Annotated in this window: 23 protein-coding genes; 16 read left to right on the plus strand and 7 right to left on the minus strand. The window is 64.1% G+C overall.

Annotated elements, in window-relative coordinates:
• Positions 1–3: 3 nt before the first annotated feature.
• Together urtE and ACEN9O_RS21600 are read left to right on the plus strand one after the other, a co-directional pair.
• Positions 4–702 (plus strand): urea ABC transporter ATP-binding subunit UrtE, encoded by a 699-nt coding sequence (urtE, locus tag ACEN9O_RS21595; protein WP_495613862.1) that lies wholly within the window; start codon positions 4–6, stop codon positions 700–702.
• Positions 703–790: 88 nt separating this feature from the next.
• On the plus strand, positions 791–1,633 hold the full coding sequence (locus ACEN9O_RS21600; protein ID WP_495613863.1) for a hypothetical protein: 843 nt from the start codon (positions 791–793) through the stop codon (positions 1,631–1,633).
• Between the two features lie 24 nt (positions 1,634–1,657).
• Here the strand turns inward: ACEN9O_RS21600 and ACEN9O_RS21605 are convergent, their stop codons facing one another.
• From ACEN9O_RS21605 to ACEN9O_RS21635, 7 genes are all read right to left on the minus strand, one after another.
• Positions 1,658–2,611 (minus strand): response regulator, encoded by a 954-nt coding sequence (locus ACEN9O_RS21605; RefSeq protein ID WP_495613864.1) that lies wholly within the window; start codon positions 2,609–2,611, stop codon positions 1,658–1,660.
• A complete protein-coding gene (locus ACEN9O_RS21610; RefSeq protein ID WP_495613865.1) occupies positions 2,595–6,008 on the minus strand; it encodes a hybrid sensor histidine kinase/response regulator in 3,414 nt (1,137 codons plus the stop codon). Before ACEN9O_RS21610 ends, ACEN9O_RS21605 begins: the two co-directional genes overlap by 17 nt.
• A gap of 80 nt (positions 6,009–6,088) precedes the next feature.
• The gene (locus ACEN9O_RS21615; RefSeq protein ID WP_495613866.1) at positions 6,089–6,760 is read right to left on the minus strand and encodes a flagellar brake protein; all 672 of its coding nucleotides are present in this window, start codon (positions 6,758–6,760) and stop codon (positions 6,089–6,091) included.
• A 226-nt stretch (positions 6,761–6,986) separates the two neighbouring features.
• Complete coding sequence (locus tag ACEN9O_RS21620; RefSeq protein WP_008449305.1) at positions 6,987–7,736, minus strand: pseudouridine synthase; 750 nt, start codon at positions 7,734–7,736, stop codon at positions 6,987–6,989.
• Positions 7,737–7,885: 149 nt separating this feature from the next.
• On the minus strand, positions 7,886–10,468 hold the full coding sequence (locus ACEN9O_RS21625) for a [protein-PII] uridylyltransferase (protein WP_495613867.1): 2,583 nt from the start codon (positions 10,466–10,468) through the stop codon (positions 7,886–7,888).
• A gap of 7 nt (positions 10,469–10,475) precedes the next feature.
• The gene (gene map, locus ACEN9O_RS21630) at positions 10,476–11,300 is read right to left on the minus strand and encodes a type I methionyl aminopeptidase (RefSeq protein WP_495618514.1); all 825 of its coding nucleotides are present in this window, start codon (positions 11,298–11,300) and stop codon (positions 10,476–10,478) included.
• A gap of 177 nt (positions 11,301–11,477) precedes the next feature.
• Positions 11,478–12,335 carry an MHFG family PEP-CTERM protein gene (locus ACEN9O_RS21635; RefSeq protein WP_495613868.1) on the minus strand — a complete coding sequence of 286 codons (858 nt, stop codon included), beginning with the start codon at positions 12,333–12,335 and terminating at the stop codon, positions 11,478–11,480.
• A gap of 385 nt (positions 12,336–12,720) precedes the next feature.
• On the opposite strand from ACEN9O_RS21635, the gene rpsB reads away from it, so the two are divergent.
• From rpsB to lpxB, 14 genes are all read left to right on the plus strand, one after another.
• Positions 12,721–13,473: a 30S ribosomal protein S2 gene (gene rpsB, locus ACEN9O_RS21640; protein WP_217940509.1), complete on the plus strand. Its 753-nt coding sequence runs from the start codon at positions 12,721–12,723 to the stop codon at positions 13,471–13,473.
• A 117-nt stretch (positions 13,474–13,590) separates the two neighbouring features.
• Positions 13,591–14,502: a translation elongation factor Ts gene (gene tsf, locus ACEN9O_RS21645; RefSeq protein WP_494730377.1), complete on the plus strand. Its 912-nt coding sequence runs from the start codon at positions 13,591–13,593 to the stop codon at positions 14,500–14,502.
• Between the two features lie 154 nt (positions 14,503–14,656).
• Positions 14,657–15,373, plus strand: a complete 717-nt coding sequence (gene pyrH, locus ACEN9O_RS21650) for a UMP kinase (RefSeq protein ID WP_161091779.1) — start codon at positions 14,657–14,659, stop codon at positions 15,371–15,373.
• A gap of 42 nt (positions 15,374–15,415) precedes the next feature.
• A complete protein-coding gene (gene frr / locus ACEN9O_RS21655; RefSeq protein ID WP_495613869.1) occupies positions 15,416–15,976 on the plus strand; it encodes a ribosome recycling factor in 561 nt (186 codons plus the stop codon).
• Between the two features lie 158 nt (positions 15,977–16,134).
• Positions 16,135–16,887 carry a polyprenyl diphosphate synthase gene (uppS, locus tag ACEN9O_RS21660; RefSeq protein WP_495613870.1) on the plus strand — a complete coding sequence of 251 codons (753 nt, stop codon included), beginning with the start codon at positions 16,135–16,137 and terminating at the stop codon, positions 16,885–16,887.
• Entirely contained in the window at positions 16,887–17,726 is an 840-nt protein-coding gene (locus ACEN9O_RS21665; protein ID WP_495613871.1) for a phosphatidate cytidylyltransferase, read from the plus strand. The genes uppS and ACEN9O_RS21665 overlap by 1 nt, the downstream gene beginning before the upstream one ends.
• A 10-nt stretch (positions 17,727–17,736) precedes the next feature.
• Positions 17,737–18,930 (plus strand): 1-deoxy-D-xylulose-5-phosphate reductoisomerase, encoded by a 1,194-nt coding sequence (gene ispC, locus ACEN9O_RS21670; protein ID WP_495613872.1) that lies wholly within the window; start codon positions 17,737–17,739, stop codon positions 18,928–18,930.
• Positions 18,927–20,309 carry an RIP metalloprotease RseP gene (gene rseP, locus ACEN9O_RS21675; protein WP_495613873.1) on the plus strand — a complete coding sequence of 461 codons (1,383 nt, stop codon included), beginning with the start codon at positions 18,927–18,929 and terminating at the stop codon, positions 20,307–20,309. The genes ispC and rseP overlap by 4 nt, the downstream gene beginning before the upstream one ends.
• A 55-nt stretch (positions 20,310–20,364) precedes the next feature.
• Complete coding sequence (gene bamA / locus ACEN9O_RS21680) at positions 20,365–22,701, plus strand: outer membrane protein assembly factor BamA (RefSeq protein ID WP_495613874.1); 2,337 nt, start codon at positions 20,365–20,367, stop codon at positions 22,699–22,701.
• A 50-nt stretch (positions 22,702–22,751) separates the two neighbouring features.
• Entirely contained in the window at positions 22,752–23,276 is a 525-nt protein-coding gene (locus ACEN9O_RS21685; protein ID WP_116988654.1) for an OmpH/Skp family outer membrane protein, read from the plus strand.
• A gap of 24 nt (positions 23,277–23,300) precedes the next feature.
• Entirely contained in the window at positions 23,301–24,356 is a 1,056-nt protein-coding gene (gene lpxD, locus ACEN9O_RS21690; protein ID WP_495613875.1) for a UDP-3-O-(3-hydroxymyristoyl)glucosamine N-acyltransferase, read from the plus strand.
• Positions 24,357–24,358: 2 nt separating this feature from the next.
• On the plus strand, positions 24,359–24,874 hold the full coding sequence (gene fabZ / locus ACEN9O_RS21695; RefSeq protein ID WP_495613876.1) for a 3-hydroxyacyl-ACP dehydratase FabZ: 516 nt from the start codon (positions 24,359–24,361) through the stop codon (positions 24,872–24,874).
• Between the two features lie 2 nt (positions 24,875–24,876).
• Positions 24,877–25,665 (plus strand): acyl-ACP--UDP-N-acetylglucosamine O-acyltransferase, encoded by a 789-nt coding sequence (gene lpxA, locus ACEN9O_RS21700; protein WP_495613877.1) that lies wholly within the window; start codon positions 24,877–24,879, stop codon positions 25,663–25,665.
• A complete protein-coding gene (gene lpxB / locus ACEN9O_RS21705; RefSeq protein WP_495613878.1) occupies positions 25,637–26,830 on the plus strand; it encodes a lipid-A-disaccharide synthase in 1,194 nt (397 codons plus the stop codon). Before lpxA ends, lpxB begins: the two co-directional genes overlap by 29 nt.
• Positions 26,831–26,833: the final 3 nt, after the last annotated feature.

The raw sequence follows: 26,833 nt of genomic DNA on the forward strand, positions 1-26,833 counted from the left end.
AATATGCTGCAAGTGGAAAAAATCAACCAGTACTACGGTTCCTCGCATACCCTGCGCGGCGTATCGCTGGAGCTGGAGCGTGGTAAGTGCATGGCGCTGTTGGGCCGCAACGGCGTCGGCAAGACCACGCTGCTCAAATGCCTGATGGGCGTGCTGCCGGTATCGGCCGGCGCGGTGCGGCTGGAAGGGCGCGACATCACGCGCATGGCGCCGCACCAGCGCGCGCGGGCCGGCATCGCCTACGTGCCGCAGGGCCGGGAGATCTTCGCGCGGCTGACGGTGGAGGAAAACCTGCTGATGGGCCTTGCCACCCACAGCGGCAAGAAGGCGTCCACCATCAAGGGCGAAGTCTATGAGCTGTTCCCTGTGCTGAAGGACATGCTGCACCGGCGCGGCGGCGACCTGTCCGGCGGCCAGCAGCAGCAACTGGCGATCGCGCGCGCGCTGCTGGCCGAGCCCAAGCTGATCATCCTTGACGAGCCGACCGAGGGCATCCAACCATCCATCATCAAGGACATCGGCAATGTGATACGGCTGCTGCGCCAGCGCGGCGACATGGCGATCCTGCTGTGCGAGCAGTACTTCGACTTCGCCCATGAACTGGCCGACCAGTTCATCGTGCTGTCGCGCGGCGAGGTGGTGGCTTCCGGCGCGCAGGCAGCGATGAACGATCCGGACGTCAAGCGCCACCTGGCTGTCTAAGCTGGCATTGGGCGTGTAGCGTTACAAAGTGCGTATCTCGTGCTTGAGTTCTATGCTACATTGCCATTATTGCCACTTTGTAGCCATCATGAGACCGCAACTATCACTTTATTTCGTGCTGCTGATGCCCCTCGTGTTGGTGGGCTTGTACTGGTCGTCGAGCCGTCCCACCGGCGAACCTGAGGCGGCCAGGCAGCGGGCCGCCGCTCGTGCGGCCCTCGAGGACACCCCTCCGGCCACGCCTCCCGCGCTGCGGTCCAAACCCGACCCGCGCACCACGCTTGCGCAACAGGTGAACCGGCTGGCCGGGACGGGCAGGCCGGCGGATGCCTTCGATGCGTTCTGGCTGGTGCAAAGCTGCATGGACTTCCAGCGCACCGGCAATCTGGCGGTGGCGGTCGGAGACTTGATGCGGCCAGCAAACGCCGTCGAGAAGGCAGTGGAAAAACAGCTGTGCGCCGACATGACCGAGCGGATGAAGACCACGCGATTGGAGCACCTGGTCCTGGCGGCCAAGGCGGGCATCGACGGCGCGGACCTGGCGTTCCTGCAAACCGGCCCGTTTGGCGATCCGTCCGCGTTGGAGACCCGGCCCGATGATCCGCTGGTGCGGGCCTGGAAGGAGGAGGCGGCCGCTTATCTGGAGGCGCAGGCGCAACAGGGCCGCATCCCCAGCATGATCGCGTTGGTGGGCGAGTACAACGAGGATGACGACCTATTGAAGCAGCATGCCGCATCGGCGCTGCGCTACGCGACCGCAGTGCACGACCACTATGATTTACTACTTGGCGGTGCCTCTGTTAGCGCTCCCAATCCGCTGACGGATGAATTCATGCGGAAGTTGTCGCAGGGGTTGTCGCCCGATCAGGTTAAGCTCGCGACCGCCGAAGGCAAGCTGCTGCTGGCGCGCGCCATGGCAAAGCGGCGCTGAGTATTCCAGTATCGTGCTGAAGTCCTACCGTGGCGGCGCGCCTGCCGGCGATTCAGCCGGGCTTGCGGCTTCCGTCGCTCTGAGCCGCAGCTTGCCCATCGCGACCGCCGCGGCGGAGGTGCGCGTTTCCACGCCCAGCTTGACGAACACGTGTTCCAGGTGCTTGTTCACGGTGCGCGGGCTGGTGCCGAGGATGTCGCCGATGTCGCGGTTGGTCTTGCCCTTGATGACCCAGTTCAGCACCTCCGATTCGCGCTGCGTCAGCTTGAAGGACGCCATCAGCTTCTCGATCTGCGCATTGTCCGATTCCTCGCGCAGCACGATCATCCACTGTTCGTTCTCGCTGAACTCCGCCGCCGAGAAGATCAGCCGGCGGCTGGCGCGCTGCAGCGTCAGCGGCGGATGCGACTGGCCCTGGCTGTGCGCCAGCTGCGTCGCCGCCAGCCATGCCGTCAACTCCGTATCGACCGAGTAGCCCTGCATCAGCGTGCGGGCCAGCGGCGTTTGCCAGACGATCTTGCCGTCGCTTGGCGTCATCGCGATCACCGCGTTGCCGAAGGCGTCCAGCGCGCTGCGGGCCTGGTCCACCAGCCGCGCCGTCTGCATGTGGGCAGCGATCCGCGCCAGCACCTCGCTGGTGCGCAGCGGCTTGGTGACGTAGTCGTTGCCGCCGGCGGAGAAGGCCGCCACCACGTGCTCCGCTTCCGTCAAGCCGGTCATGAACACCACCGGGATGTGGCGCGTGGCCAGGCTGGCCTTCAGGTGACGGCAGGTTTCGAAGCCGTCCATGCCGGGCATGACGGCGTCCAGCAGGATGATGTCCGGCTGCGCCTCGGCGGCGCGCTGCAGGGCCGTTGCGCCGTTGTTCGCCACCAGCACGGTGTAGCCCGATTCGTCCAGCGCGTCGTGCAGCACGGCCAGGTTTTCCGGCACGTCGTCCACCACCAGGACCACGGCGCGGTCAATGTTGAAGTTCATTGTTTTGATTCTTTCGGAGGAAGTCGGCCATCGCGTCCAGCTGGAAGCGGGCGGCGAAATTGCGCATGGTTTGCGTGAAGTGCAGGTAGCGCGCATCGAGCGCGCTGATTTCATCGAGCTTGTTCTGGATGCCGCGCACATAGCCGATGCGGACCAGCTCATTCAGCGCTTCCAGCTGGGCTGCCGGCGGCAGCACCAGTTGCGCCAGTTCCGGCGCGGCGGCAGCCACCTCGATGCTGATGGCCGGCTGCGTGATCCATTCCAGCGCCAGGCGCCGGCCTATCCAGTCCAGCAGCTCGGCCACGTTGACCGGCTTGACGATGAAGTCCGCCGCCGTGATGCCGGCGGCGTTTTCCATGCCCTTGTCGAAGGCGTTGGCGGAGACGATGGCGATCGGCACTTGCGACAGCTGGCGGCGACGCAGGATGTAGCTGGCCTCCCAGCCGTCCATGGCCGGCATGGCCAGGTCCATCAGGATCAGGTCCGGCTTGAAGGAGGCGTGCAGGTCCAGGCACTCCAGGCCGGATTCGGCCAGCGCCACGTCGAAGCCCAGCGGCGCCAGGATATTCAGCAGCATCTCGCGGTCGACCCGTTCGTTGTCGACCACCAGGATGCGGCGGCGCGGGCCGCGATAGCCGGTGCGCTGCGCCGCCGGCCGTTCCAGTTCCTTCAGCTCCCTGGCCGACGCGTGCACGCTGGGCAGGAACAGACGGATGTGGAATACGCTGCCTTGTCGCGGCATGCTGCGGATATTCAGCTCACCGCCCATCAGCTGCGTCAGCATCTTGGAGATCGGCAGGCCCAGGCCCGTGCCGCTGGCGTTGGCGTGCGCGCTGGCGCTGCCGCGCGAGAACGGTTCGAAGATGTGGTCGATCTCTTCCTGCAGGATGCCTGGCCCGCTGTCCTCGATCTCGAACGAGGCCATTTCGCGCGCGTACTGCAGCCGCAGCACGATGCCGCCGGTGCTGGTGAACTTGACCGCGTTGCCGAGGATGTTGATGAGGATCTGCCCCAGCCGCTTGCGGTCGGCGCGCACGATGCGCGGCAGCACGCCGGTCAGCTCGTAGCGGAAGGCCAGTCCCTTGTTGGCCGCCTGCAGTTCGAACATGCGCACGATCTGGCCGATGAAGTCGGGGAAGTTCAGCTCCTTCATGTCGAAGTTGAATTTGCCGCCCTCGATGCGGGCGATGTCCAGCGTGCCCTCGATCAGCGACAGCAGATGCTCGCCGCTGCTGCGGATCACGCGGATGGCTTGCTGGCGGTGCTCCGGTATCGACGGGTCGTTGTCCAGCAGCTGCGCGTAGCCGAGGATGGAATTCAAGGGCGTGCGGATCTCGTGGCTGATGCCGGCGATGTAGCGGCTCTTGGCCTGGTTGGCCAGGTCGGCGGTCTTCTTGGCCTGCTGGAGCTGGGCGTCGGTCTGGCTGTGCAGTTCGATCTCGCGCGTCAGCAGGCCGGTCTGGCGGTTCGATTCCTCCTGCGCCACGCGGCGGCTCTCGCTGGTCAGCACCAGCCACCAGGCGACGATGCCGCTGGTGAGCAGCAGCGCCGCGAAGATCTTGAAGAATACCAGCTGCAGCTGCGGCAGCAGCGCGGCGTCGCCGGCCGCCAGCACCGATTGCTCGTGGTAGTAGATCAGGCCGAGCAGCGCACCCAGGAACAGCACGGTGACGATCATCAGCAGCAGGTAGTGTCCCAGTCCGCTGCTCAGGTAACGCCACAGCGATTTGGGCAGCAGCGCCTGCATCGCGGCCTGCCATTGCGACGACACTTTCGCATGCGGCTTGCAGACGTCGTTGCAGCGCGCGTCCAGGCAGCAGCACAGCGAGCAGATCGAGCCCTGATAGGCCGGGCAGTGCGCCATGTCCTCGGACTCGTATTCCTTTTCGCAGATCACGCAGGTCTTGCTGTGCACATGGGCGGGTTTGCGGGCGATGTAGTACTTGCCCTTGGTGGCGACGGCGATCAGCGGCGACGCCACCAACGCCGTCAGCAGCGCGATGAAGGCGGAGAAGGCCTGCGCCTGGTGGCCGAACAATCCCATGAAGGCCGCCACCGACAGCGCCGACGCCAGCAGCATGGCGCCCACGCCGACCGGATTGATGTCGTACAAATAGGCGCGGCGGAACTCGATGCACTTCGGGCTCAGGCCCAGCGGCTTGTTGACCACCAGGTCCGCCACCACCGCCGTGATCCACGAGATGGCGATGTTGGAGTACAGGCCGAGCACCTGGTCCAGCGCCTGGAACACGTCGAGCTCCATCAGCAGCACGGCGATCAGCGCGTTGAACACGGCCCACACCACGCGTCCAGGATGGCTGTGCGTGAGCCGCGCGAAGAAGTTGGACCAGGCCAGCGAACCCGCATAGGCATTGGTCATGTTGATCTTGACCTGCGAGATCACCACCAGCAGCGCCGTCGCCAGCAGCGCCACCGACGGATGGTCGAACACCAGGCCGAAGCCGGCCAGGTACATCTGCGTCGGGTTGACCGCCTGCGCCAGCGGCACCGCGCTGCTGATCGCCAGGAAGGCCAGCAGCGCGCCACCCAGCATCTTGGCGATGCCGAGCAGGATCCAGCCCGGCCCCGCGATCAACACGCCCAGATGCCAGCGCAAGCGGTTGGCGGCAGTCTTCTGCGGCATGAAGCGCAGGAAGTCGACCTGCTCGCCGATCTGCGTGATCAAGGCCACGCCGACCGCGGTGGCGGCGCCGAACATCAGCATGTTGAAGTGGCCGTTCTCGCCGGTGCGGCCGGCGTAGTGCAGCAGCTGCGGCAGCAGCTCCGGTTTCTTTTGCAGGATGGCGATGAAGGGCAGGGCCATCAGCACCAGCCACACGGGCTGCGTCAGCATCTGGATGCGGCTGATCAGCGTGACGCCGTGCGTCACCAGCGGGATCACGATCAGCGCGCTGACCATGTAGCCGAGGTAGAGCGGCAGATGGAAGTACAGCTCCAGCGCGTAGGCCATGATGGCCGCCTCCAGCGCGAACAGGATGAAGGTGAACGAGGCGTAGACGAAGGACGATATCGTCGAGCCGATGTAGCCGAAGCCGGCGCCGCGCGTCAGCAGGTCCATGTCGACGCCGTACTTGGCGGCGTAGTAGCTGATCGGCAGGCCGGTCATGAAGATGATCAGGCCGACCGCCATGATGGCCCACAGCGCGTTGATGAAGCCGTAGTTGACGGTGATGGTGCCGCCGATCGCCTCCAGCACCAGGAAGGAGATCGCGCCGAAGGCGGTGTTCGAGACGCGGAACACCGACCATTTGCGGAACGCGCGCGGCGTGTAGCGCAGCGCGTAGTCCTCGATGGTTTCGTTGGCCACCCAGGTGTTGTAGTCGCGACGGATCTTGACGATGCGTTGCGCCGGTTCGGTCTCGGTTGTGCTGGTCATGCCGGGCCCATAAAAAAAAGCAGCTGTGTAAGCTGCTTTTCTAAGCAAGTTGCATGCCCGGCAAGGTTGCCGCGAGAGTTTTAGCGCTGTTTGCTGAGGTTGAGCTTGTCCAGCAGGCGCGCCAGCTCTTCCTGCATCGACGGCGACAGGTTGACGAACTGGCAGCCGATCTGCACCTGCTCGCCCAGCAGGAAGGAGCGGAAGGTACGCGACAGCCGGATGTCGAGGTCGGCGATCATCACCGAGTCCGGGCCCAGCTCCAGCCGCACGCGCTGCAGCCTGCGGCCGACGTACAGGCCGACGCAGTCGCGTGGCGGCGCCCGCATGCCGACGCCGCCGGCCGAGAAGTCGTACAGCTGCAACTCGTAGGGCTTGCCGTTCAGGACAAACGAGGCCATGTAGTAAATACCCAGCGGGGTTTCCAGCCGGGTCGAGGCGCGCCGGTTCAGCACCTGGCACTTGGTCGGGAAGTCCAGCGGGATCAGGGTCGGCTCGCCGGGCACGGACTCCCAGTCGGGCGAGCTGAGCTTGAACTGGATCTTGGCCGCGCGCAGCCAGGCCACGAACACGGCGTCGCCGGGCGGAAGGAACTCGCCCTCGTTCAGTTCCAGCACAAAATGCGGATTTTCCGGGTCGACCGATTTGATGCGCGCCATCACCACGTTGGTGGTGCTGGACGGATAAACGGAGATCGGATCGCCGTTGTCGGCGAGCAGGGTGAGAGAATCGCCGATGTCATGTTCATCGGTCATCTCGTGGGGCTTGGAACCCGCCGGAATTGGTTCCACAGCATCTTTTAGGCTGGGCGGACCGCGGCGGAATTCATTCGGTATGGGATCGTTCACGACGGCATATCTCTTTGATAATGACTCGACGATGCGAGGTCGATCTGTACAGTTTACAGTTTATTCGCGCTCTTGGCTTGCAAAATAGCAAGAATATTTCAGTCACTGTGCGTTCTGGTCCACGCCAGGCCGATCAGAACTGTTCTTCAGGCCGCAGATAGCGCCATTGGCCCACCGGCAGGTCGCCCAGTTTGACCTTGCCGATGCGAACCCGTTTCAGCCCAACAACTTTCAAGCCCACCATATCGCACATGCGGCGGATCTGGCGCTTCTTGCCTTCGCGCAGCGTGAAGCTGAGCTGGTCGTCGTTTTGCCAGCGCACCTTGGCCGGCAGCAGCGGCTTGCCGTCCATCCACAGGCCGTGGTTGAGCTTTTTCAGGTCGCTGTCCGGCAGCTTGCCCGGCTTGGTGTACTCGACGCGCACCAGGTATTCCTTGTCGACGTCGGTGGTTTCGCCGATCAGGTGCTTGGCCACGCGGCCGTCCTGGGTCAGCACCAGCAGGCCGACCGAATCGATGTCCAGGCGGCCGGCCGGCACCAGCGAGCGCAGCTGGGTCGGGTGGAAGATTTCCGGCGACGGATCGTCGGGCCAGCGGTTTTCCGGCTTGACCAGCACCACGGCCGGCTGGTAGCCGTCCTCGGCCTGGCCGCTTACGTAGCCCATCGGCTTGTTGATCAGCACGGTCACGCGCTTGGACTGCTCGGCGGCGGCCTGGCGCTCGACGGTGACGCGCTGGCTGGGATAGATCTTGGTGCCGAGTTCGGAGACGACCTGGCCGTCCACCCGTACCCAGCCGCGCGCTATCCACTCGTCGGCCTCACGGCGCGAGCACAGGCCCAGTTCGGACATGCGTTTGGACAGGCGTAATAATTCTTCGGACATGATGCGTTTTCTGTATTAAGAGGTAAATGCGGAGCCCGTCATTCCCGCGCAGGCGGGAATCCATGCTGAGCGTCTTGGTCGGCGTTCTATGGAGGGAATTCATGCAGTGCATGGATTCCCGCCTGCGCGGGAATGACGCGGGGTTAAGTTTATACCTTGATCGCGTCCAGCAGGTCGGTTTCAAGCTGGATCTGGCTGCGGGCGTTGTTGAGTGTGGCGCCGTCGATCAGGAACACGTCCTCGACGCGCTCGCCCAGTGTCATCACTTTGGCGGTGTGCAGGTTGATCTTGTACTTGGTGAGCACGTTGGCGATCGAGTACAGCAGGCCGGTGCGGTCGTTGGCGGCCACCGACAGCAGGTAGTACTGGCCGCGCTCGTCCGGACGCAGGTCCACCGTCGGCTGGATCGGGAAGGTGCGCGACAGCCGCGACAGCCGGCCCTTGCCGGGCGCCGGCAGCGGCTCCGGGTTGGTCAGCAGCGCACACAGCTCGTGCTCGATCAGGCTGATGATGTCGCGGTAGCTCTTGGCGAAGCTCTGCTCGGTGACCAGGAAGGTGTCGAGCGCGTAGCCGTGGCGGGTGGTGTGGATCTTGGCATCGAGGATGCTGAAGTTCTTGCGGTCGAAGTAGCTGCAGATGCGCGCGAACAGGTCCGGCTGGTCCTGGATGTAGACGGCGATCTGCAAGCCTTCGCCGATCGGCGCCAGGCGGCACTTGACCACCGGCCTGTCGCTGGTGAAGCGGTCGTACAGCGCGCGCGTCTGCCAGGCGATGTCGGAGGCGTCGTGGCGCAGGAAGTAGGCGACGTCGAGCTGCTTCCAGAACGCCTCGTGCGCGTCCGGCGGCAGGCCGTACAGGCGCAGCGTGGCCAGCGCCTCCTGCTGGCGGTTCTTCAGTTCGTGGTCGGCGCTGTGCGGCTCGCCGCCCAGCACGCGCAGGGTGATGCGGTACAGGTCTTCGAGCAGCTTGGCCTTCCAGGCGTTCCATACCTTGGGGCTGGTGCCGCGGATGTCGGCCACCGTCAGCAGGTAGAGCGCGGTCAGGTGGCGCTCGTCCTTGACCACCTTCGAGAAGGCGGCAATGACGTCGGGGTCCGACAGGTCCTGCTTCTGCGCCACCTGCGACATGGTCAGGTGGTTCTCGACCAGGAACACCACCAGCTCGGTGTCCTCGGCGCTCATGCCGTGCTCGACGCAGAACTGCTCGGCGTCGACCGTGCCCAGCTTGGAGTGGTCGCCGCCGCGGCCCTTGGCGATGTCGTGGAACAGCGCGCCCAGGTACAGCAGCCACGGCTGCGGGAAGTTGGCCATCAGCTGGCTGCAGAACGGGTATTCATGCGCGTGCTCGGCCATCGAGAAGCGGCGCATATTGCGCACCACCATGAGGATGTGCTGGTCCACCGTGTAGACGTGGAACAGGTCGTGCTGCATCTGGCCAACGATCTTGCGGAAGTTGGGCAGGTAGCGGCCCAGGATGGACAGGTCGTTCATGCGGCGCAGCGCGTGGATGATGCCCACCGGCGCCTGCATGATGCGCAGGAACAGCGCGCGGTTGACCGGGTCGGCGCGGAAGGCGGCGTCGATCTTGAAGCGCTCGTGCCACAGCGCGCGCATGGTGCGCGAGGTCATCCCTTGCAGCGAAGGGCGTTCGGTCATCAGCACGAAGATCTCCAGCATCGCCGACGGCGTGGTGGCGAAGGTGTCGTCCTCGCTGATGTCGATCAGGCCGTCGACGTCGTTGAAGCGCTCGTTGATGCGCACCGCCACGCCCGACTTGGGGAACAGCCGTTCCTCGATGTTCTGCAGCAGGATGGTGTTCAGTTGCGTGACGGTCTTGGCGGCCCAGTAGTAGCGCTGCATCAGGTACTCGCTGGCGCGGCGCATGTGGACGCCGCTGCCGGTGGCCTGCAGGCCCAGCGATTCGGCGATCGCGGTCTGGACGTCGAACACCAGCCGGTCCTCGCGCCGGCCCGCGTGCAGGTGCAGGCGCACGCGGATGTCCTTGAAGGCGCGTTCCTTCTCCATCAGCTGCTTGGCTTCGGTCTGCGTGATCAGGCCGCTGGTGGCCAGCGTGCGCCAGGAGTTGGCCAGGCCGGCGGCCTTGACCATCCACAGGATCACCTGCAGGTCGCGCAGGCCGCCCGGGCTTTCCTTGCAGTTGGGCTCCAGGCTGAAGGCGGTGTCCTCGTACTTGGCGTGGCGCTGGCGCATCTCCAGCACCTTGGCGTGGAAGAAGGCGCGCGGGTCCATCGCGGCCTGGTAGCGCTGCTGCAGCTGCTGGAACAGCGGCTCGTCGCCGACGATCAGGCGCGCCTCCAGCAGGCTGGTTTGCACCGTGATGTCGGCCGCCGATTCGCTCAGGCACTCGTCCACCGTGCGGATGCTGTGGCCGATCTCCAGGCCCAGGTCCCACAGCAGCTGCACCAGCTCCTCCAGCTTGCCGGTGGTGGCGGCGTCCGGCGCCTGCTCCAGCAGGATCAGCAGGTCGACGTCGGAGTAGGGGAACAGCTCGCCGCGGCCGTAGCCGCCGACGCCGACCAGCGCCGTGTTGGCCGGCAGCCGGGCTTCGTGCCAGGCCGTGGTCAGCACCGCGTCGACGCTCTGGCGCAGGCTGCGCAGCAGCTTTTCCGGCTTGCCGTCGGCCTGGAAGCCGGCGATGACGACCTGGCGGTCGGCCTTCAGCTGGCGTTTGAGTTGTTCGCGCAGTTCCTTCTTCATCGCCGCCGTCGTCATGCGGGGCTTACGCTGCTACGGCGCTGGCATTGGTGATAAAAGCCGGCGGCGGCGGGCTGCCGGCCGACAGCGTCAGCACCTCGTAGCCGGTCTCGGTGACCAGGATGGTGTGTTCCCACTGGGCCGACAGGCTGCGGTCCTTGGTTTTGATGGTCCAGCCGTCGCCCATTTCGCGGATCTCGCGCTTGCCGGCGTTGATCATCGGCTCGATGGTGAAGATCATGCCCGGCTGCAGTTCGTCCAGCGTGCCGGGGCGGCCGTAGTGCAGCACCTGCGGCTCTTCGTGGAAGATCTTGCCGATGCCGTGGCCGCAGAACTCGCGCACCACGCTGTAGCCGGCTTTTTCCGCGTGCTGCTGGATCACGTGGCCGATGTCGCCCAGGTGCGCGCCCGGCTTGACCTTGGCGATGCCCAGCCACATGCATTCATAGGTGATGTCGGACAGGCGCTTGGCCAGGATCGACGGTTCGCCGATGAAGAACATGCGGCTGTTGTCGCCGTGGTAGCCATCCTTGATGACGGTAATGTCGAGGTTGACCACGTCGCCGTTCTTGAGCACCTTGTCGCCGGGGATGCCGTGGCAGATGACGTCGTTGACCGAGGTGCAGATGGCCTTGGGGTAGGGCGTGTAGCCCGGCGGGCAGTAGTTCAGCGGCGCCGGGATGGTGCCCTGCACGTTGACCATGTATTCGTGGCAGAGGCGATCCAGTTCGCCCGTGGTCACGCCCGGCTTGACGAAGGGCGTGATGTAGTCCAGCACTTCGGAGCCCAGGCGGCCGGCCACGCGCATGCCGGCGATATCTTCGGCGGATTTAATGGAAATAGACATAATGGATCGCAATCAGCAAAGTAAACGGTAAAAACGCAGGCGGCGAGCGGACGGGATCGGCTCGCGGCGTGCAAATATGTCGAAATTATAAACGACGCGGGGCGGCCCCGCTCGGGAATGCAAGGATGGTGCCGGAGGCGCGCGTGGGCGCCACAGTCGGGACCGTGTGGTGATGCCGGGCTAGCCCGGCTGAGGGCGCTGGCGGCGGCGCGCGGCCACGCCCACGATGCCGAGCCCGGCCAGCAGCATGGCCCAGGTGTCGGCTTCCGGTACCGGGGTCGGGATGCTCGAGAGGCCGTCGTCGTCGCCGTCGAGGTGGCCGGGCAGCAGTCCGTGCCCGCCTTTGGCGATCAGGCGGCCATCGGCATCCCTCTCAAATTCGACTTCCTGGGTCAGTTCGAACTGTTCAACCCTGCCCGGCAGTTCGCTCAGCTTGGCGGCGTCGTGGGCGACCTCGCGATGCAGGCGGTCGCGCTCGGCCAGGTCTTGGTCGGTCGGCTGTTCCGGTTCATGGGGCTCGGCGTCGGCCAGGCCCAGGTTCTTGTCGCCCAGTTGGCCGCCCAGCCTGGTGCTGGCGGGCGGTGGCGTGACAGGGGCCTTGGCGGCGGCGGCGACGGCGGCGACGGCGACGGCGGCCGGCAAGCGGGTGATGCGGCTGACGTTGCCGCAAATCTTGGGCACCAGGATGCAGTGCTGGTCGACGCAGTAGACGGCGCCCGGCTCCTGGCGCTGCGCGCTCCATTTGCTGCGGGTGACGGTGGCGCACACCGAGGCGGCGCCAAAGTGCATGTCGCGGATGGCCGGATCGTACTGGTTCTTGCCGCTGATGCCGTCGCGGGTGATGGTGACCTTGTCGTCGGACTGGCCTTCCTCCATGCGGCGCTTGAGCGTGCTGCGCACGGCGGCCGGGATGTCGTTGTAGCGGTCAATGGCAGCGGCGGTGCTGCCGCTGTAAGGGTTGGCTCCAGGACGATCCCAGGAACAACTTGGCTGAACAGTGGAGACTGCGGCTAGCGTCACGGCAAAGAGGATGGACATGGGACAGACCTTTACGAATGAACTGCGTAAATTGCATGAACTACTGTTAATAGAACGAAATTAAAGTTTTCGCCATGATATTACAAAATAGTTACTTGTGCTCAAAATAATTGTTTTTTATATGTTGCAGAACAATTCAGTGCAGGGAAGGCCGGCGGGGCGAGGTTGGTGCGTCGGCGCACCAGGTTGGTGCGAGGTGTTGTCGCGGGTGTGCAGTGCTTGCCTAAGTGGCTGTTTTCAGGGTAGAATCTCGGGTTGCTTGAATTCGGTTTTGAGCAATGTTGCAAAAATCCCGTGGAAATCCACATTAATAAACGCGAATCCGGTCGACAAGGGTGCCTATATGGTGACTGATCGGATTCCAGACCCAACCCTGGAGTTTAATATGTCCGTAACTATGCGCGAAATGCTGGAAGCCGGTGTCCACTTCGGTCACCAAACCCGTTTCTGGAACCCAAAGATGGCTCCGTTCATCTTCGGTCACCGCAACAAGATCCATATCATCAACTTGGAAAAGACGATGGGTATGTATCAAGAAGCGATGAAGCACGTGAAACAGGTCGCTTCGAACCGCGGCACCATCCTGATGGTCGGCACCAAGCGTCAAGCTCGCGAAATCATCGCTGCTGAAGCGGCACGCGCTGGCGTTCCTTTCGTCGACCAGCGTTGGCTGGGCGGCATGCTGACCAACTTCAAAACCATCAAGACCTCGATCAAGCGCCTGAAAGACATGGAAGCTACCATCGAAGACGGTTCGGTTGAGAAGCTGTCGAAAAAAGAAGCGCTGATGTTCCAACGCGAAATGATCAAGCTGCAAAAATCGATCGGCGGCATCAAGGACATGGGCGGCGTTCCTGACGCAATCTTCGTCGTTGACGTTGGCTACCATAAAGGCGCCATCACCGAAGCCGCAAAACTGGGCATCCCAGTTATCGGCGTGGTCGATACCAACCACTCGCCAGAAGGCGTTCAGTTCGTCATTCCAGGTAACGATGACTCGTCGAAAGCCATCACGCTGTACGCCCGCGGCGTGGCAGATGCCATCCTGGAAGGCCGTGCTGCTGCCGGTAACGAAGTAGTTGAAATGGTTAAAGCTGCAGCTGGCGACGAATTCGTCGAAGTTTCCGAACAGGCTTAATCGTTCGTAACAAGCTGTAAGAAAAAAGGGGTGGCCAACAGCTCCCCCTTTTTTTTAACGTAAATGGTTAGAGCAGCGCTCACCATCCCACCCGAACACCGAATACAGGAGAATCACATGGCAGCTATTACTGCAGCAATGGTAGGCGAACTGCGCGCGAAGACTGACGCGCCTATGATGGAATGCAAAAAAGCACTGACCGAAGCCGAAGGCGACATGGGTCGTGCGGAAGAGATCCTGCGCGTCAAGCTGGGCGGCAAGGCATCGAAAGCCTCGGCACGCATCACCGCCGAAGGCGTGGTGGCAACCTTCATCGCCGGCGGCGTAGGCGCGCTGGTTGAAGTCAACTCCGAAACCGACTTCGTCGCGAAAAACGACGACTTCCTGGCCCTGGCCAACAACGCCGCACGCCTGGTTGTCGAGCACAACCCGGCCGACGTCGCCGCCCTGCTGGCACTGCCGCTGGACGGCAAGACCCTGGACGAAGTGCGCGCAGCACTGATCGGTAAAATCGGCGAAAACATGTCGATCCGCCGCTTCCAGCGTTTCGAAACCACCGGCAAGCTGGCTTCCTACCTGCACGGCTCGCGCATCGGCGTGATCGTCGACTTCGACGGCGCCGACGAGCAAGTTGGTAAAGACGTGGCCATGCACATCGCTGCAATGAAGCCAGTGTCGCTGTCGTCCGAGCAGGTTCCTGCCGAGCTGATCGAAAAAGAGCGTTCGGTTGCGAAACTGAAAGCTGAAGAAGACGCAGCCAAGGCCGCCGCCGAAGGCAAGCCAGCGCAATCGCCGGAAATCCTGGCCAAGCGCCTGGAAGGCTCGGTACAGAAGTTCCTGAAAGAAGTGTCGCTGCTGAACCAGGCTTTCGTGAAGAACGACAAGCAATCGATCGAGCAGATGCTGAAAGAAAAAGCCACCACCGTGAAAGCCTTCACCATGTACGTGGTAGGCGAGGGCATCGAGAAGAAGGTCGACGACTTCGCAGCAGAGGTAGCCGCACAGATGGCTGCTTCCAAAGGAGCGTAATACCAAAGAAAACGGGCCGAGAGGCCCGTTTTTTTAGCCTGACCAAAGTTTTACCCGCAGCAGTGCAAGTCATTCAGTCGTTCCCGGCGCCGACCAAGGTATCATAGGCGCCGGCAGCCTTACCCGAATAAACCCAACTTAGGAGCCTCGTCTCATGTCAAAACCAGCCTACAAGCGCGTCCTCCTCAAATTGTCCGGCGAAGCCCTGATGGGCGATGATCCTTACGGCATCAACCGCGGCACGATCGAACGGATGGTCGCCGACGTGGCAGAGGTCGCGAAACTGGGCGTGGAACTGGCGATCGTCATCGGCGGCGGCAATATCTTCCGCGGCGTCGCCCCCGGCGCGCAAGGCATGGACCGCGCCACCGCCGACTACATGGGCATGCTGGCCACCGTCATGAACGCGCTGGCCCTGGCCGACGCGATGCGCCATGTCGGCATCACCGCCCGCGTGATGTCGGCGATCGGCATCGAGCAGGTGGTCGAGCCGTATGTGCGCCCGAAAGCGCTGCAGTACCTGGAAGAAGGCAAGGTCGTGGTGTTCGCGGCCGGCACCGGCAACCCGTTCTTCACCACCGACACCGCAGCGGCGCTGCGCGGTTCGGAGATGAGCGCGGAGATCGTGCTCAAGGCCACCAAGGTCGACGGTGTCTACACCGCCGATCCGAAGAAGGATCCGAACGCCACGCTGTACAGCTCCATCACTTTCGACGAAGCCATCGCCAAGCATCTGCAGGTCATGGACGCCACCGCCTTCGCGCTGTGCCGCGACCAGAAACTGCCGATCAAGGTGTTCTCCATCACCAAGCCGGGCGCGCTGATGCGCGTCGTCATGGGCGAGGATGAGGGTACACTGGTTCACGTTTAACGCTTCACGTATTAATTCATATCCGATTACAGGAGAGCAGCAATGTCCGTAGCTGACGTTAAAAAGAATGCGCAAGAACGCATGACCAAATCGCTGGAAACCTTGCGCGCCGATCTGGCCAAGGTTCGCACCGGCCGCGCCCACACCGGCATCCTGGACCACGTGCAGGTCGAGTACTACGGTTCGCCGACCGCGCTGAGCCAGGTCGCCAACGTGACCCTGATCGACGCCCGCACCATCGGCGTGCAGCCGTTCGAGAAGAAGATGGCCAACACCATCGAGAAAGCCATCCGCGACGCCGACCTGGGCCTGAACCCGTCGGCTCAGGGCGACATGATCCGCGTGCCGACCCCGCCGCTGACCGAGGAACGCCGCAAGGAAATGGTCAAGCTGGTCAAGAGCGAAGCGGAAGACGCGAAAATCGCCGTCCGCAACATCCGCCGCGATGCCAACGAAGGCATGAAAAAGCTGGTCAAGGACAAGGCGATCTCGGAAGACGACGAACGCCGCGGCACCGACGAAGTGCAGAAGCTGACCGACAAGTTCATCGTCGACATCGACAAGATGGTTGCTGAAAAAGAAAAAGAAGTTCTGACGGTTTAAAACCCGCAGGCGCCAGCAGCTGATCTCCCTCCGCGGCCGAGGGGTCGGACCCCATGCGGGGTCCGACCCCGCCGAAGCGCCGGGGTGCGGGTTGGCGCTGGCGTCTTGTGTTTTTACGTCACACCTGCAATACTTTATACTTTGGCACCAAAGTTTTCATGAAATATACGAGTTCGACTACTGAGGTTCCAGATGCGCCGTCCGTGCCGCGCCATGTCGCGATCATCATGGATGGCAATGGCCGTTGGGCCACCAAGCGCTACCTGCCGCGCGTGGCCGGCCACGTCAAGGGCGTGGACGCCGTGCGCACCGTGGTCGAGGCCTGCGCCCGCCGCGGCGTCGAGTACCTGACCCTGTTCGCCTTCAGCTCCGAAAACTGGCGCCGCCCGGAAGAGGAAGTGTCCCTGCTGATGCGCCTGTTCGTGACGGCGCTGGACCGCGAAGTGTCCAAGCTGCACGCCAATAACATCCGCCTCAAGGTGGTGGGCGACCTGAGCCGCTTCGACGACAAGCTGCAGGGCATGATCGCCAGCGCCGAACGCAAGACCGCCAACAACACCCGCATGACCGTGACCGTGTGCGCCAACTACGGCGGCCGCTGGGACATCATGCAGGCGGTCGGCCAGATGGTGGCCGCCCATCCCGGCGCCGCCAACTTCAGCGAGGAGCAGCTGGCGCCCCACCTGGCGATGGCCTACGCGCCCGAGCCCGACCTGTTCATCCGCACCGGCGGCGAGCAGCGCATCTCCAATTTCCTGTTGTGGCAGCTCGCTTACACCGAGCTGTTCTTCACCGACACCTACTGGCCCGATTTTTCGATCGAAAGCCTCGACGAGGCGATCGCCTCCTACCAGCATCGGGAACGCCGCTTCGGCCGCACCGGCGCGCAACTGGCGGAAAAGAAAAGCTGATGCTGAAAACGAGGATTATTACCGCTGTGGTCTTGCTGGCGGTGCTGCTGCCGGTCCTGTTCTTCAACTATTTCCCAGCGTTTGCCGTCGTCGTCACCCTGTTCCTGGGCGCCGCGATGTGGGAGGCCGCCCGCCTGTTCGGCCTGGCCGCCATGCAGGCCCGCGTGGTCGGCATCGCCGGCGCCGTGCTGTTCGTGTTTTTGCTGCAGCACTCGGGCAAACCGGGCGCGCTCAACGCGCTGTACGGCGCGGCCTGCCTGCTGTGGCTGATCCGCTATGCGCCGTCGCTGGGCTTGGGCCTGCCGCCGCTGGCCGGCGCCGCCAACTGGTCGCTGGCGATCACCTTCAGCTTCGCCATCTTCGCCTGCTTCTTCGCCATCGTCGGCCTGTACCAGCACTCGGCGCTGTACCTGCTGTCGGTGATGGTGCTGGTGTGGATCGCCGACATTGGCGCCTACTTCTCCGGCAAGGCCTTCGGCAAGCGCAAGCTTGCGCCGTCGATCTCGCCGGGCAAATCCTGGGAAGGCGCCATCGGCGGCGGCGTCGCCGTGCTGGCCATCGCCTCCGGCAGCGTGCTGCTGGCCGCCGGCCAGCCATGGCTGCAGGATACCTTCGCCTTCCAGCTGCAGGCGCGCTTCGGCTGGGCGCCGGCCCTGCTGGCGCTGCTGCTGATCGTGGCCGCGTCGGTGATCGGCGACTTGTTCGAATCCCAACTCAAGCGCCGCGCCGCTATCAAGGACAGCAGCAACCTGCTGCCGGGCCACGGCGGCGTGCTTGATCGTATCGACGCCTTGATCCCGGTCCTGCCGCTGGCCGCGCTGATCGGCTCCTGGTTCTGAAAGAATAACTATGCAACGCATCACCATCCTTGGCGCCACCGGTTCGATCGGCGTGTCCACGCTGGACGTGCTCGCCCGTCACCCCGAGCGCTACACCGTCTACGCGCTGTCCGCGCATAGCCGCGTCGACGAGCTGGCGGCCCAGTGCATCCAGTTCCGTCCCGCGCGCGCGGTGGTCGGCACGGCGGCCGGCGCCAGCGCGCTGACCACGCTGCTGCGCGCGGCCGGCGTCAACACCGAAGTGGAACACGGCGAGGCGGCGCTGTGCAGCATCGCCAGCGCGCCCGAAGTCGACAGCGTGATGGCCGCCATCGTCGGCGCCGCCGGCCTGGCGCCCACGCTTGCCGCGGCGCGCGCCGGCAAGAAGGTCCTGCTGGCCAACAAGGAAGCGCTGGTGATGTCCGGCCAGCTGTTCATCGACGCCGCCCGCCAGGCGGGCGCGGTGCTGCTGCCGATCGACAGCGAACACAATGCGATCTTCCAGGGCATGCCGCAGTTCGGCGGCCGCGTGCCGGCGGTGCGCGACGCCAAGGCCGGCATCGCCAAGATCCTGCTGACCGCCTCCGGCGGCCCGTTCCTGACGCGCGACGTCGCCACGCTGGACGCGGTCACGCCGGAGCAGGCCTGCAAGCACCCCAACTGGTCGATGGGCCGCAAGATCTCGGTCGATTCCGCCACCATGATGAACAAGGGCCTGGAAGTGATCGAGGCGCACTGGCTGTTCGGCGCGCCGGCCGGGCAGATCGAGGTGGTGATCCATCCGCAGTCGGTGATCCATTCGATGGTGTCGTATGTCGACGGCTCCGTGCTGGCGCAGCTGGGCAACCCGGACATGCGCACGCCGATCGCCCACGCGCTGGCCTACCCGGAGCGCATCGAATCGGGCGTGGCCCAGCTGGACCTGACGCAGATCGCCACCCTGCAATTCGAACGTCCCGATTTCAACCGCTTCCCCTGCCTGGCGCTGGCCTTCGAGGCGCTCAAGGCCGGCGGCACCGCGCCGGCGCTGCTGAACGCGGCCAACGAGATCGCGGTCCAGGCCTTCCTCGACCTGAGGATAGGCTTCCGCCAGATCGACCGCGTCAGCGCGCACGTGATGGAGGCGCTGCCGCACGGCGCCGCCGACAGCATCGCCGCCGTGATGGCGCAGGATGCGCTGGCGCGCGCCGCCGCTGAAACCTATATCGCCGGACTGGCAAAATGAACTTCCTTCAAACCGTGCTGGCATTTGTCGTCTGCCTGGGCTCCCTGATCATCTTCCACGAACTGGGGCACTATCTGGTGGCGCGCTGGTGCGGGGTGAAGGTGCTGCGCTTCTCGGTCGGCATGGGCAAGGTGGTGTGGTCGCGCCGTCTCGGCCCGGACCGGACCGAATGGGCGGTGTCGGCGCTGCCGCTGGGCGGCTACGTCAAGATGCTCGACGCCCGCGAGGGCGACCTGGGCGACCTGCCGCCGGAAGAGCTCAAGCGCGAGTTCACGCGCCAGAACGTGTGGAAGCGCATCGCCATCGTGGCCGCCGGCCCGCTGGCCAATTTCCTGATCGCGATCGTGCTGTTCTCCGGCCTGTACATGCACGGCGTGGAGGAACCGACCAGCAAGATTAGCGTGCGCGCCACCGAGGCCGCAGCTGCGGGCGCCGCGCCCACCGCCGCGTGGAGCGCTGGCCTGCGCAGCGGCGACGTGGTCACCGCCGTCAACGGGCAGCCGGTGGCCGTGTGGTCCGAGCTGCGCTGGAACCTGATACAAGCGGCCATCGACAAACAGGAAGCCCGCATCGCCGTCGAGCGCGCGGGGCGGGGCCGCTTCAGCTTCGTGCTGCCGGCCGCCGCGCTGGCGACGCTGGACCTGGAGGGCGACGTGCCGGGCAAGCTCGGTGTGGGCGTGGCGCGTCCGGCGCCGGTGGTGCGGGAGGTGATCGCCGGCGGACCCGCCGCGCGCGCCGGCCTGCTCAAGGGCGACCTGCTGCTGTCGGTGGACGGCACGCCGGTGGCCGACGGCATCGCCTTCATCGATATCATCCGCGCCGCCGCCGGCAAGACGGTGCAGGTGGCGGTGCGCCGCGCCGGCCAGCAGCTGGTGCTGCCCATGGTGCCCCAGGCCGAGCAGGCAAAAACCGCTAAGGGAACTGTAACAGTCGGTAAGATCAGCGCGCTGGTCGAACAGCAGCCGGATATGATCACCGTGCCATCGTCCCCGGTTGCGGCGGTCGGCAAGGCGATGGCGCGGGTATGGGATACCTGCACCATGACGCTCAAAATGATCGGCAAGATGATCACCGGCGAAGTCTCGCTGAAGAACGTCACCGGCCCGATCACCATCGCCGATTATGCCGGGCAGACCGCGCGTATGGGCGTGGCCAGCTATTTGAGCTTCATCGCCTTCATCAGCATCAGTTTGGGCGTAATGAATTTGCTACCAATTCCCGTTCTAGATGGGGGGCATTTGCTGTATTATTCGCTGGAAGTTTTAACTGGGCGTTCTGTGCCGGAGCGTTTTGGTGAGATTGCGCAGCGCCTGGGCATGGGCTTGTTACTGACTTTGATGCTGCTGGCGGTGTTTAACGACGTCGCGCGGCTGCTGTAGCAGGCTCGCTTTGTATATAAAAGTAGTTCGTTGATTTAGCCATTGAATAACCCCAATGAAATTATATTCTGACCGTATTACTTCATCTTCCTTTCGCCGCAGCCTGATCGGCGCCGCTGTCCTGGCGCTGTGCGCCGGCAGCGCCATGGCCATCGAGCCCTTCGTCATCAAAGACATCCGCGTCGAAGGGATCCAGCGTACGGAAGCCGGTACGGTCTTCAGCTACCTGCCGGTGCGTGTCGGCGAGACCTTCAACGACGACAAGTCCATCACCGCCATCAAGGCGCTGTATGCCACCGGTTTCTTCAAGGACGTCAAGCTCGAAGCCGACGGCGGCGTGCTGGTGGTGCTGGTCGAGGAACGTCCGGCCATCTCCAAGGTGGAGTTCACCGGCACCAAGGAATTTGAAAAAGACACCCTGGTCAAGGCGCTGAAGGATATCGGCGTCGGCGAGACCAAGATTTTCGACAAGGCCTCGGTCGACCGCGCCGAGCAGGAACTCAAGCGCCAGTACCTGTCGCACGGCCTGTATGGCGTCAAGATCGTCACCACCGTCACGCCGATCGAGCGTAACCGCGTCAACATCACCTTCGCGGTGGACGAGGGCGAGGTCGCCAAGATCAAGCAGATCAACATCGTCGGCAACAAGATCTTCTCGGACAAGGAGCTGAAGGACCAGCTGGCCCTGAACACCGGCGGCTGGTTCAGCTGGTACACCAAGGCCGACCAGTACTCCAAGACCAAGCTGACCGGTGACATCGAGTCGCTCAAGTCCTACTATCTGAACCGCGGCTACATCGAGATGCAGATCGAATCGACCCAGGTGTCGATCACGCCGGACAAGAAGGACATCTACATCACCATCAACATCACCGAAGGCGAGAAGTACAAGGTCTCCGGCATCAAGTTCGAAGGCGAGACCTTCGGCCGCGAGGAGGAACTGCGTTCGCTGGTGCTGCTGCGTCCTGGCGAAACCTATTCGGGCGAGCGCCTGACCGCCACCAACAAGCTGATCTCCGATCGCCTGGGCACCTTCGGCTACGCCTTCGCCAACGTCAACGCCAATCCGGAGATCGACCAGGCGAAACGCGAAGTCGCGTTCACCTTCTTCATCGATCCAGGCAAGCGCGCCTACGTGCGCCACATGAACATCGCCGGCAACACCACCACCCGCGACGAAGTGATACGCCGCGAGTTCCGCCAGTTCGAATCGTCGTGGTACGACGCCAACAAGATCAAGCTCTCGCGCGACCGCGTCGACCGCCTCGGCTACTTCAAGGACGTGACCATCGACACGCCGGAAGCCCAGGGCACCTCCGACCAGGTCGACGTCAACCTGACCGTGGTCGAAAAGCCGACCGGTAACTTCCAGATCGGCGGCGCGTTCTCGCAGTCCGAGAAGTTCACCTTCCAGGCGGCGATCCAGCAGGCCAACTTCGCCGGTTCGGGCACCACCGTCGGCATCGAGTTCAACACCTCGAAATACAGCCGCACGCTGTCGTTCTCGCAGACCGACCCGTACTACACCGACGAAGGCGTATCGCGGTCGTACGAGGTCTACCTGCGCACGCAGCAGCCCCCGGCGCTCAACATCGGCAGCTACACCATCCGCCAGCAGGGTGGCCGCATCAGCTACGGCGTGCCGTTCTCGGAAGTCGATACGGTGTTCTTCGGTATCGGCCTGGAACGCTCGCGCATCTCCACCGACGCCACCTCGCCGGTGCGCTTCAAGGAATACGTGACCACCATCACCGGCTCGCCGGACGGTATCGGCACCGCTTCGACCAACGCCGTGCCGCTGACGGCGGCATGGGCGCGCGACAGCCGCGATTCGGCGCTGACGCCGACTGTCGGCCGCTACCAGCGCGCCAACCTGGAGCTGGACCTGATCGGCCAGCAGAAGTACTACCGCGCGGTCTACGAGCAGCAGTGGTACAAGCCGCTGTTCTCGAAGGTCACGCTGGCGCTGAAGGGCGAACTCGATTACGGCCATGGCCTGGGCAACAGCAGCTACCCGGTGTTCAAGAACTTCTACGGCGGCGGCATCGGTTCGGTGCGCGGCTACCTGAGCTCCTCGCTGGGCGCGGTCGACCAGGTGTACGGCGATGCGCTGGGCGGCGCCTCGCGCGTGATCGGCACCGCCGAACTGCAGCTGCCGTTCCCCGGTTCGGGCCAGGACCGCAGCCTGCGCTGGTTCGGCTTCCTCGACACCGGCCAGGTCTACCAGGAAGGCCAGAAGATGCGCGCTTCCGAGCTGCGCTACTCGTCCGGCCTGGGCATCAGCTGGATTTCGCCGGTCGGCCCGCTCAAGTTGAGTTATGCTAAGCCTTTGAACGCCAAGCCGGGCGATCGTCTGGAACGCTTCCAGTTCCAGATGGGTACCGGCTTCTAAGGCGGAAGGTTGATGGCATTGAGTATTGATATTTACTTCGGAGAAACAAGTTGAAGACTGCGTCCGCTACCCTGACCAAATCTCTCGCCGTGCTTGCACTGGGCTGGTGTGCATTGGCGCCGGTGCAGGCCCAGACCTCGGCCTCGCGCATCGCCTGGCTGAGCCCTGAGCGCATCTACAACGAATCCAAGCTGGCCAAGCTGGCCGGCGAGAAGCTGCAGGAAGAGTTCAAGAGCCGCGAGAAAGCCATGCAGGATATGGCCGGCCGCCTGAAGGCGGCGTCGGAAAAGCTGGAGAAGGACGTGCCGACGCTGGCCGAGGCCGACCGCGTCAAGCGCCAGCGCGACGTGTTCGAGCTGGATAAGGAATACCAGCGCCGCCAGCGCGAGTTCCGCGAAGACCTGAACCAGCGCACCAACGAGGAACGCCAGGCGATCTCGGAAAAGGCCACCAAGATCATCAAGCAGATGGCGGCGGTGGAAGGCTTCGACATCGTGCTGCAGGATGCGGTCTGGGCCAGCCCGCGCATCGACATCACCGACAAGGTGCTGGCCGCGCTGGATAAAGACAAGTAAAACACATCAAGATTGGATCACCCGATGGGCACTCGACTAGGGGAATTGGTCGAACGCCTCGGCGGGCAGTTGGTGGGGGACGCGAACCTGGAAGTGACCGGGATCGCGCCACTGACGGACGCCGGCGTTTCGCACATCAGCTTTCTCAGCAATAGCAAACTGCGCGCGCAAGCGCTGCAAAGCCGGGCGGCGGCACTGATCGTGTCTGTCGCCGACGACGCTTTTATCGCCGCCGGCTATGAAGGCGCGCGTATCGTCACCAACAATCCGTACGTGTATTTCGCCCGCGCGGCGCAGTATTTCGAATCGCTGACGGCCATCGTGCCGGCGCCGGGCGTGCACGCCAGCGCCGTGGTGGCCGCCGATGCGGTGGTCGCCGCCAGCGCCCACGTGGGCGCGCGTGTGGTGATCGAGAGCGGCGCCGTGATCGGCGAGCGCGCGGTGATCGACGCCGGCTGCTACATCGGCCGCGACGCCGTCATCGGCGAGGACACGCATTTGTTCGCCAACGTGACCTTCCAGGCGCGTTGCGTGATCGGCAAGCGCGGCATCATCCATTCGGGCGCCGTGATCGGCACCGACGGTTTCGGTTTCGCCAACGAGGGCGGGGTCTACATCAAGATTCCGCAAACCGGGCGGGTGGTGATCGGCGACGATGTGGACATCGGCGCCAACACCACCATCGACCGCGGCGCCCTGGCCGACACGATCCTGGAGGACGGCGTCAAGCTGGACAACCAGATCCAGATCGGCCACAACTGCCATATCGGCGCGCACACGGCGATGGCCGGCTGCGTCGGCGTGGCCGGCAGCGCGAAGATCGGCAAGTACTGCACCTTCGGCGGCGCCGCCATGGTGCTGGGCCACCTGACCATCGCCGACAAGGTGCACGTGGGCTCGGGCAGCATGGTCTCGCGCTCCATTTTGGAGCCGGGACAGTACACGGGCTTTTATCCGCTGGCGAAGAACAGCGAGTGGGAAAAATCCGCAGCCATCGTCCGCAATCTGTCGACGATGCGGGATAAAATCCGCGCGCTGGAAAAAACAATTAAAACATTGACGAATCAAGACGAGAAATAACTATGACCACTACCACGCCCCCTGTTACCTCCGAATCCACCTGCACCAAGAAGTGCCTGGATATCCACGCCATCAAACAGTACCTGCCGCACCGCTACCCGATGCTGCTGGTGGACCGTGTGCTGGACTGGGAGTCGGGCAAGACCATCACGGCGATCAAGAACGTCACCGTCAACGAGGAATTCTTCAACGGCCACTTCCCGCACAAGCCGGTGATGCCGGGCGTGCTGATGATCGAGGCGATGGCGCAGACCGCGGCCATCCTGTCGTTCCTGACCATGGACATCAAGCCGGATGAGAATTCGGTGGTGTACTTCGTCGGCATCGACAACGCACGCTTCAAGCGTCCGGTGGAGCCGGGCGACCAGCTGGTGATGAACGTCGAGATCCTGCGCGTTGCGCGCGGCATCTGGAAATACAAGGCGGTCGGCACGGTCGACGGCCAGACCGCGGTCGAGGCGGAACTGATGTGCACCATCCGCAGCGCGGCCGACGCCAGCCAGCCAGCCGGGAAGTAATCATGGCCAAGATTCACGCCACCGCCATCGTCGATTCGAAGGCGCAGCTCGATGAATCCGTCGAGGTGGGCCCGTATTCGGTGATCGGCCCGAACGTGGTGATCGGCGCGCGCACCGTGGTCGGTCCGCACGTGGTCATCGAGGGCAACACCACCATCGGCAGCGACAACAAGTTCTTCCAGTTCTCGTCGATCGGTGCCGCGCCGCAGGACAAGAAGTGGAACGGCGAGCCGACCCGCCTGACCATCGGCGACCGCAACACCATCCGCGAGTTCTGCACCTTCAACACCGGCACGGTGCAGGACAAGGGCGTGACCTCGCTGGGCAACGACAACTGGATCTCGGCCTACGTCCACCTGGCGCACGACTGCCAGGTCGGCAGCAACACCATCTTCTCGAACAACGCGCAGATCGCCGGCCACGTCGAAATCGGCGACTGGGTGATCATGAGCGGCTTCGCCAATGTGCACCAGTTCTGCAAGATCGGCGCGCACGCTTTTGTCGGCATGAGCACTTCGCTGACCCAGGATGTGCCGCCGTTCGTGCTGTTGAACGGGAATCCGGCGCAGGCCCACGGCGTCAACATCGAAGGCCTGAAGCGGCGCGGCTTCACGCGCGAGCAGATCAACGGCATCCGCACCGCGTATAAGCTGATCTACCGTTCCGGCCTGACGCTGGAAGAGGCCAAGGTCGCCTTGCAGGCGGAAGAAGATGCGATGCCGGCAGCGGCGGAGCAGATCCGCTCGATGCGCGAATTCCTCAATGTCGCCAGCCGTGGCATCGTCCGCTGACCTGACGCCGTCGGCCACGCCGCCGCTGTCGGTGGCGCTGGTGGCGGGCGAGCCGTCGGGCGACCTGCTGGCGGCGCGGCTGTTGTCCGGCCTGCGCCCGCACTTGCCGGAAGCGCGCTTCCACGGCATCGGCGGCGAACACATGATGGCGCAAGGCTTCGAGTCGCATTGGCCGATGGACAAGCTGACCGTGCGCGGCCTGCTGGCCGTGATCCCGCGCTACCGCGAAATCAAGGGCATCCAGAACCAGCTGCGCGACCAGCTGCTGGCCGAGCGGCCGGCGGCCTTCATCGGCGCCGACTATCCGGGCTTTAACCTGGGGCTGGAAGAGCAGCTCAAGGCGGCCGGGATACCGACCATCCACTACATCGGGCCGCAGATCTGGGCCTGGCGCGGTGGCCGCATCAAGAAGATCATCCGGGCGGTGTCGCACATGCTGGTGGTGTTTCCTTTCGAGGAGGAGATCTACCGCCAGGCCGGCGTGCCGGTCAGCTATGTCGGCCATCCGCTGGCGGAGCTGATCCCGCTGACGCCGGACGTGGCGGCCGCGCGGCGCGCGCTGGGTCTGCCGGAGGACGCCAATGTGGTGACCATCATGCCGGGCAGCCGCATGTCCGAGATCAAGTACAACACGGTGGCCTTCATCACGGCGGCGCGGCTGCTCAAGCAGCGCGACCGTTCGCTGCGTTTCGTGGCGCCGATGGCGGGCGAGCGCCAGCGCCAGTATTTCCTCGAACTGGTGGCGCAGGCCGGCCTGCAGGACGTCGACGTGCAGCTGCTGGACGGGCAATCGCACACGGCGATCGCCGCGGCCGACGCGGTGCTGGTGGCGTCGGGCACGGCGTCGCTGGAGGTGGCGCTGTTCAAGAAGCCGATGGTGATAGCCTATCGGATGGCGGAGCTGGAATGGCAGATCCTGCGCCACTTCAACTACCAGCCGTGGATCGGCATGCCGAACATCCTGGCGCGCGAGTTCCTGGTGCCTGAGCTGCTGCAGAACGCCGCCAATCCGGCGGCGCTGGCGGAAGCCATGTGGAAGCAGCTGAGCGATGCGCCGCATCGCCTGCGGCTGACCGAGCGCTTCACCGAGATGCATCACAGCCTGCTGCGCAACAGCGCGGTGGAGAGCGCGGCCGCTGTATTGAAAGTGATTAAAGCCGGATAGCCA

This window comes from Duganella sp. Dugasp78 (genome assembly GCF_059491455.1).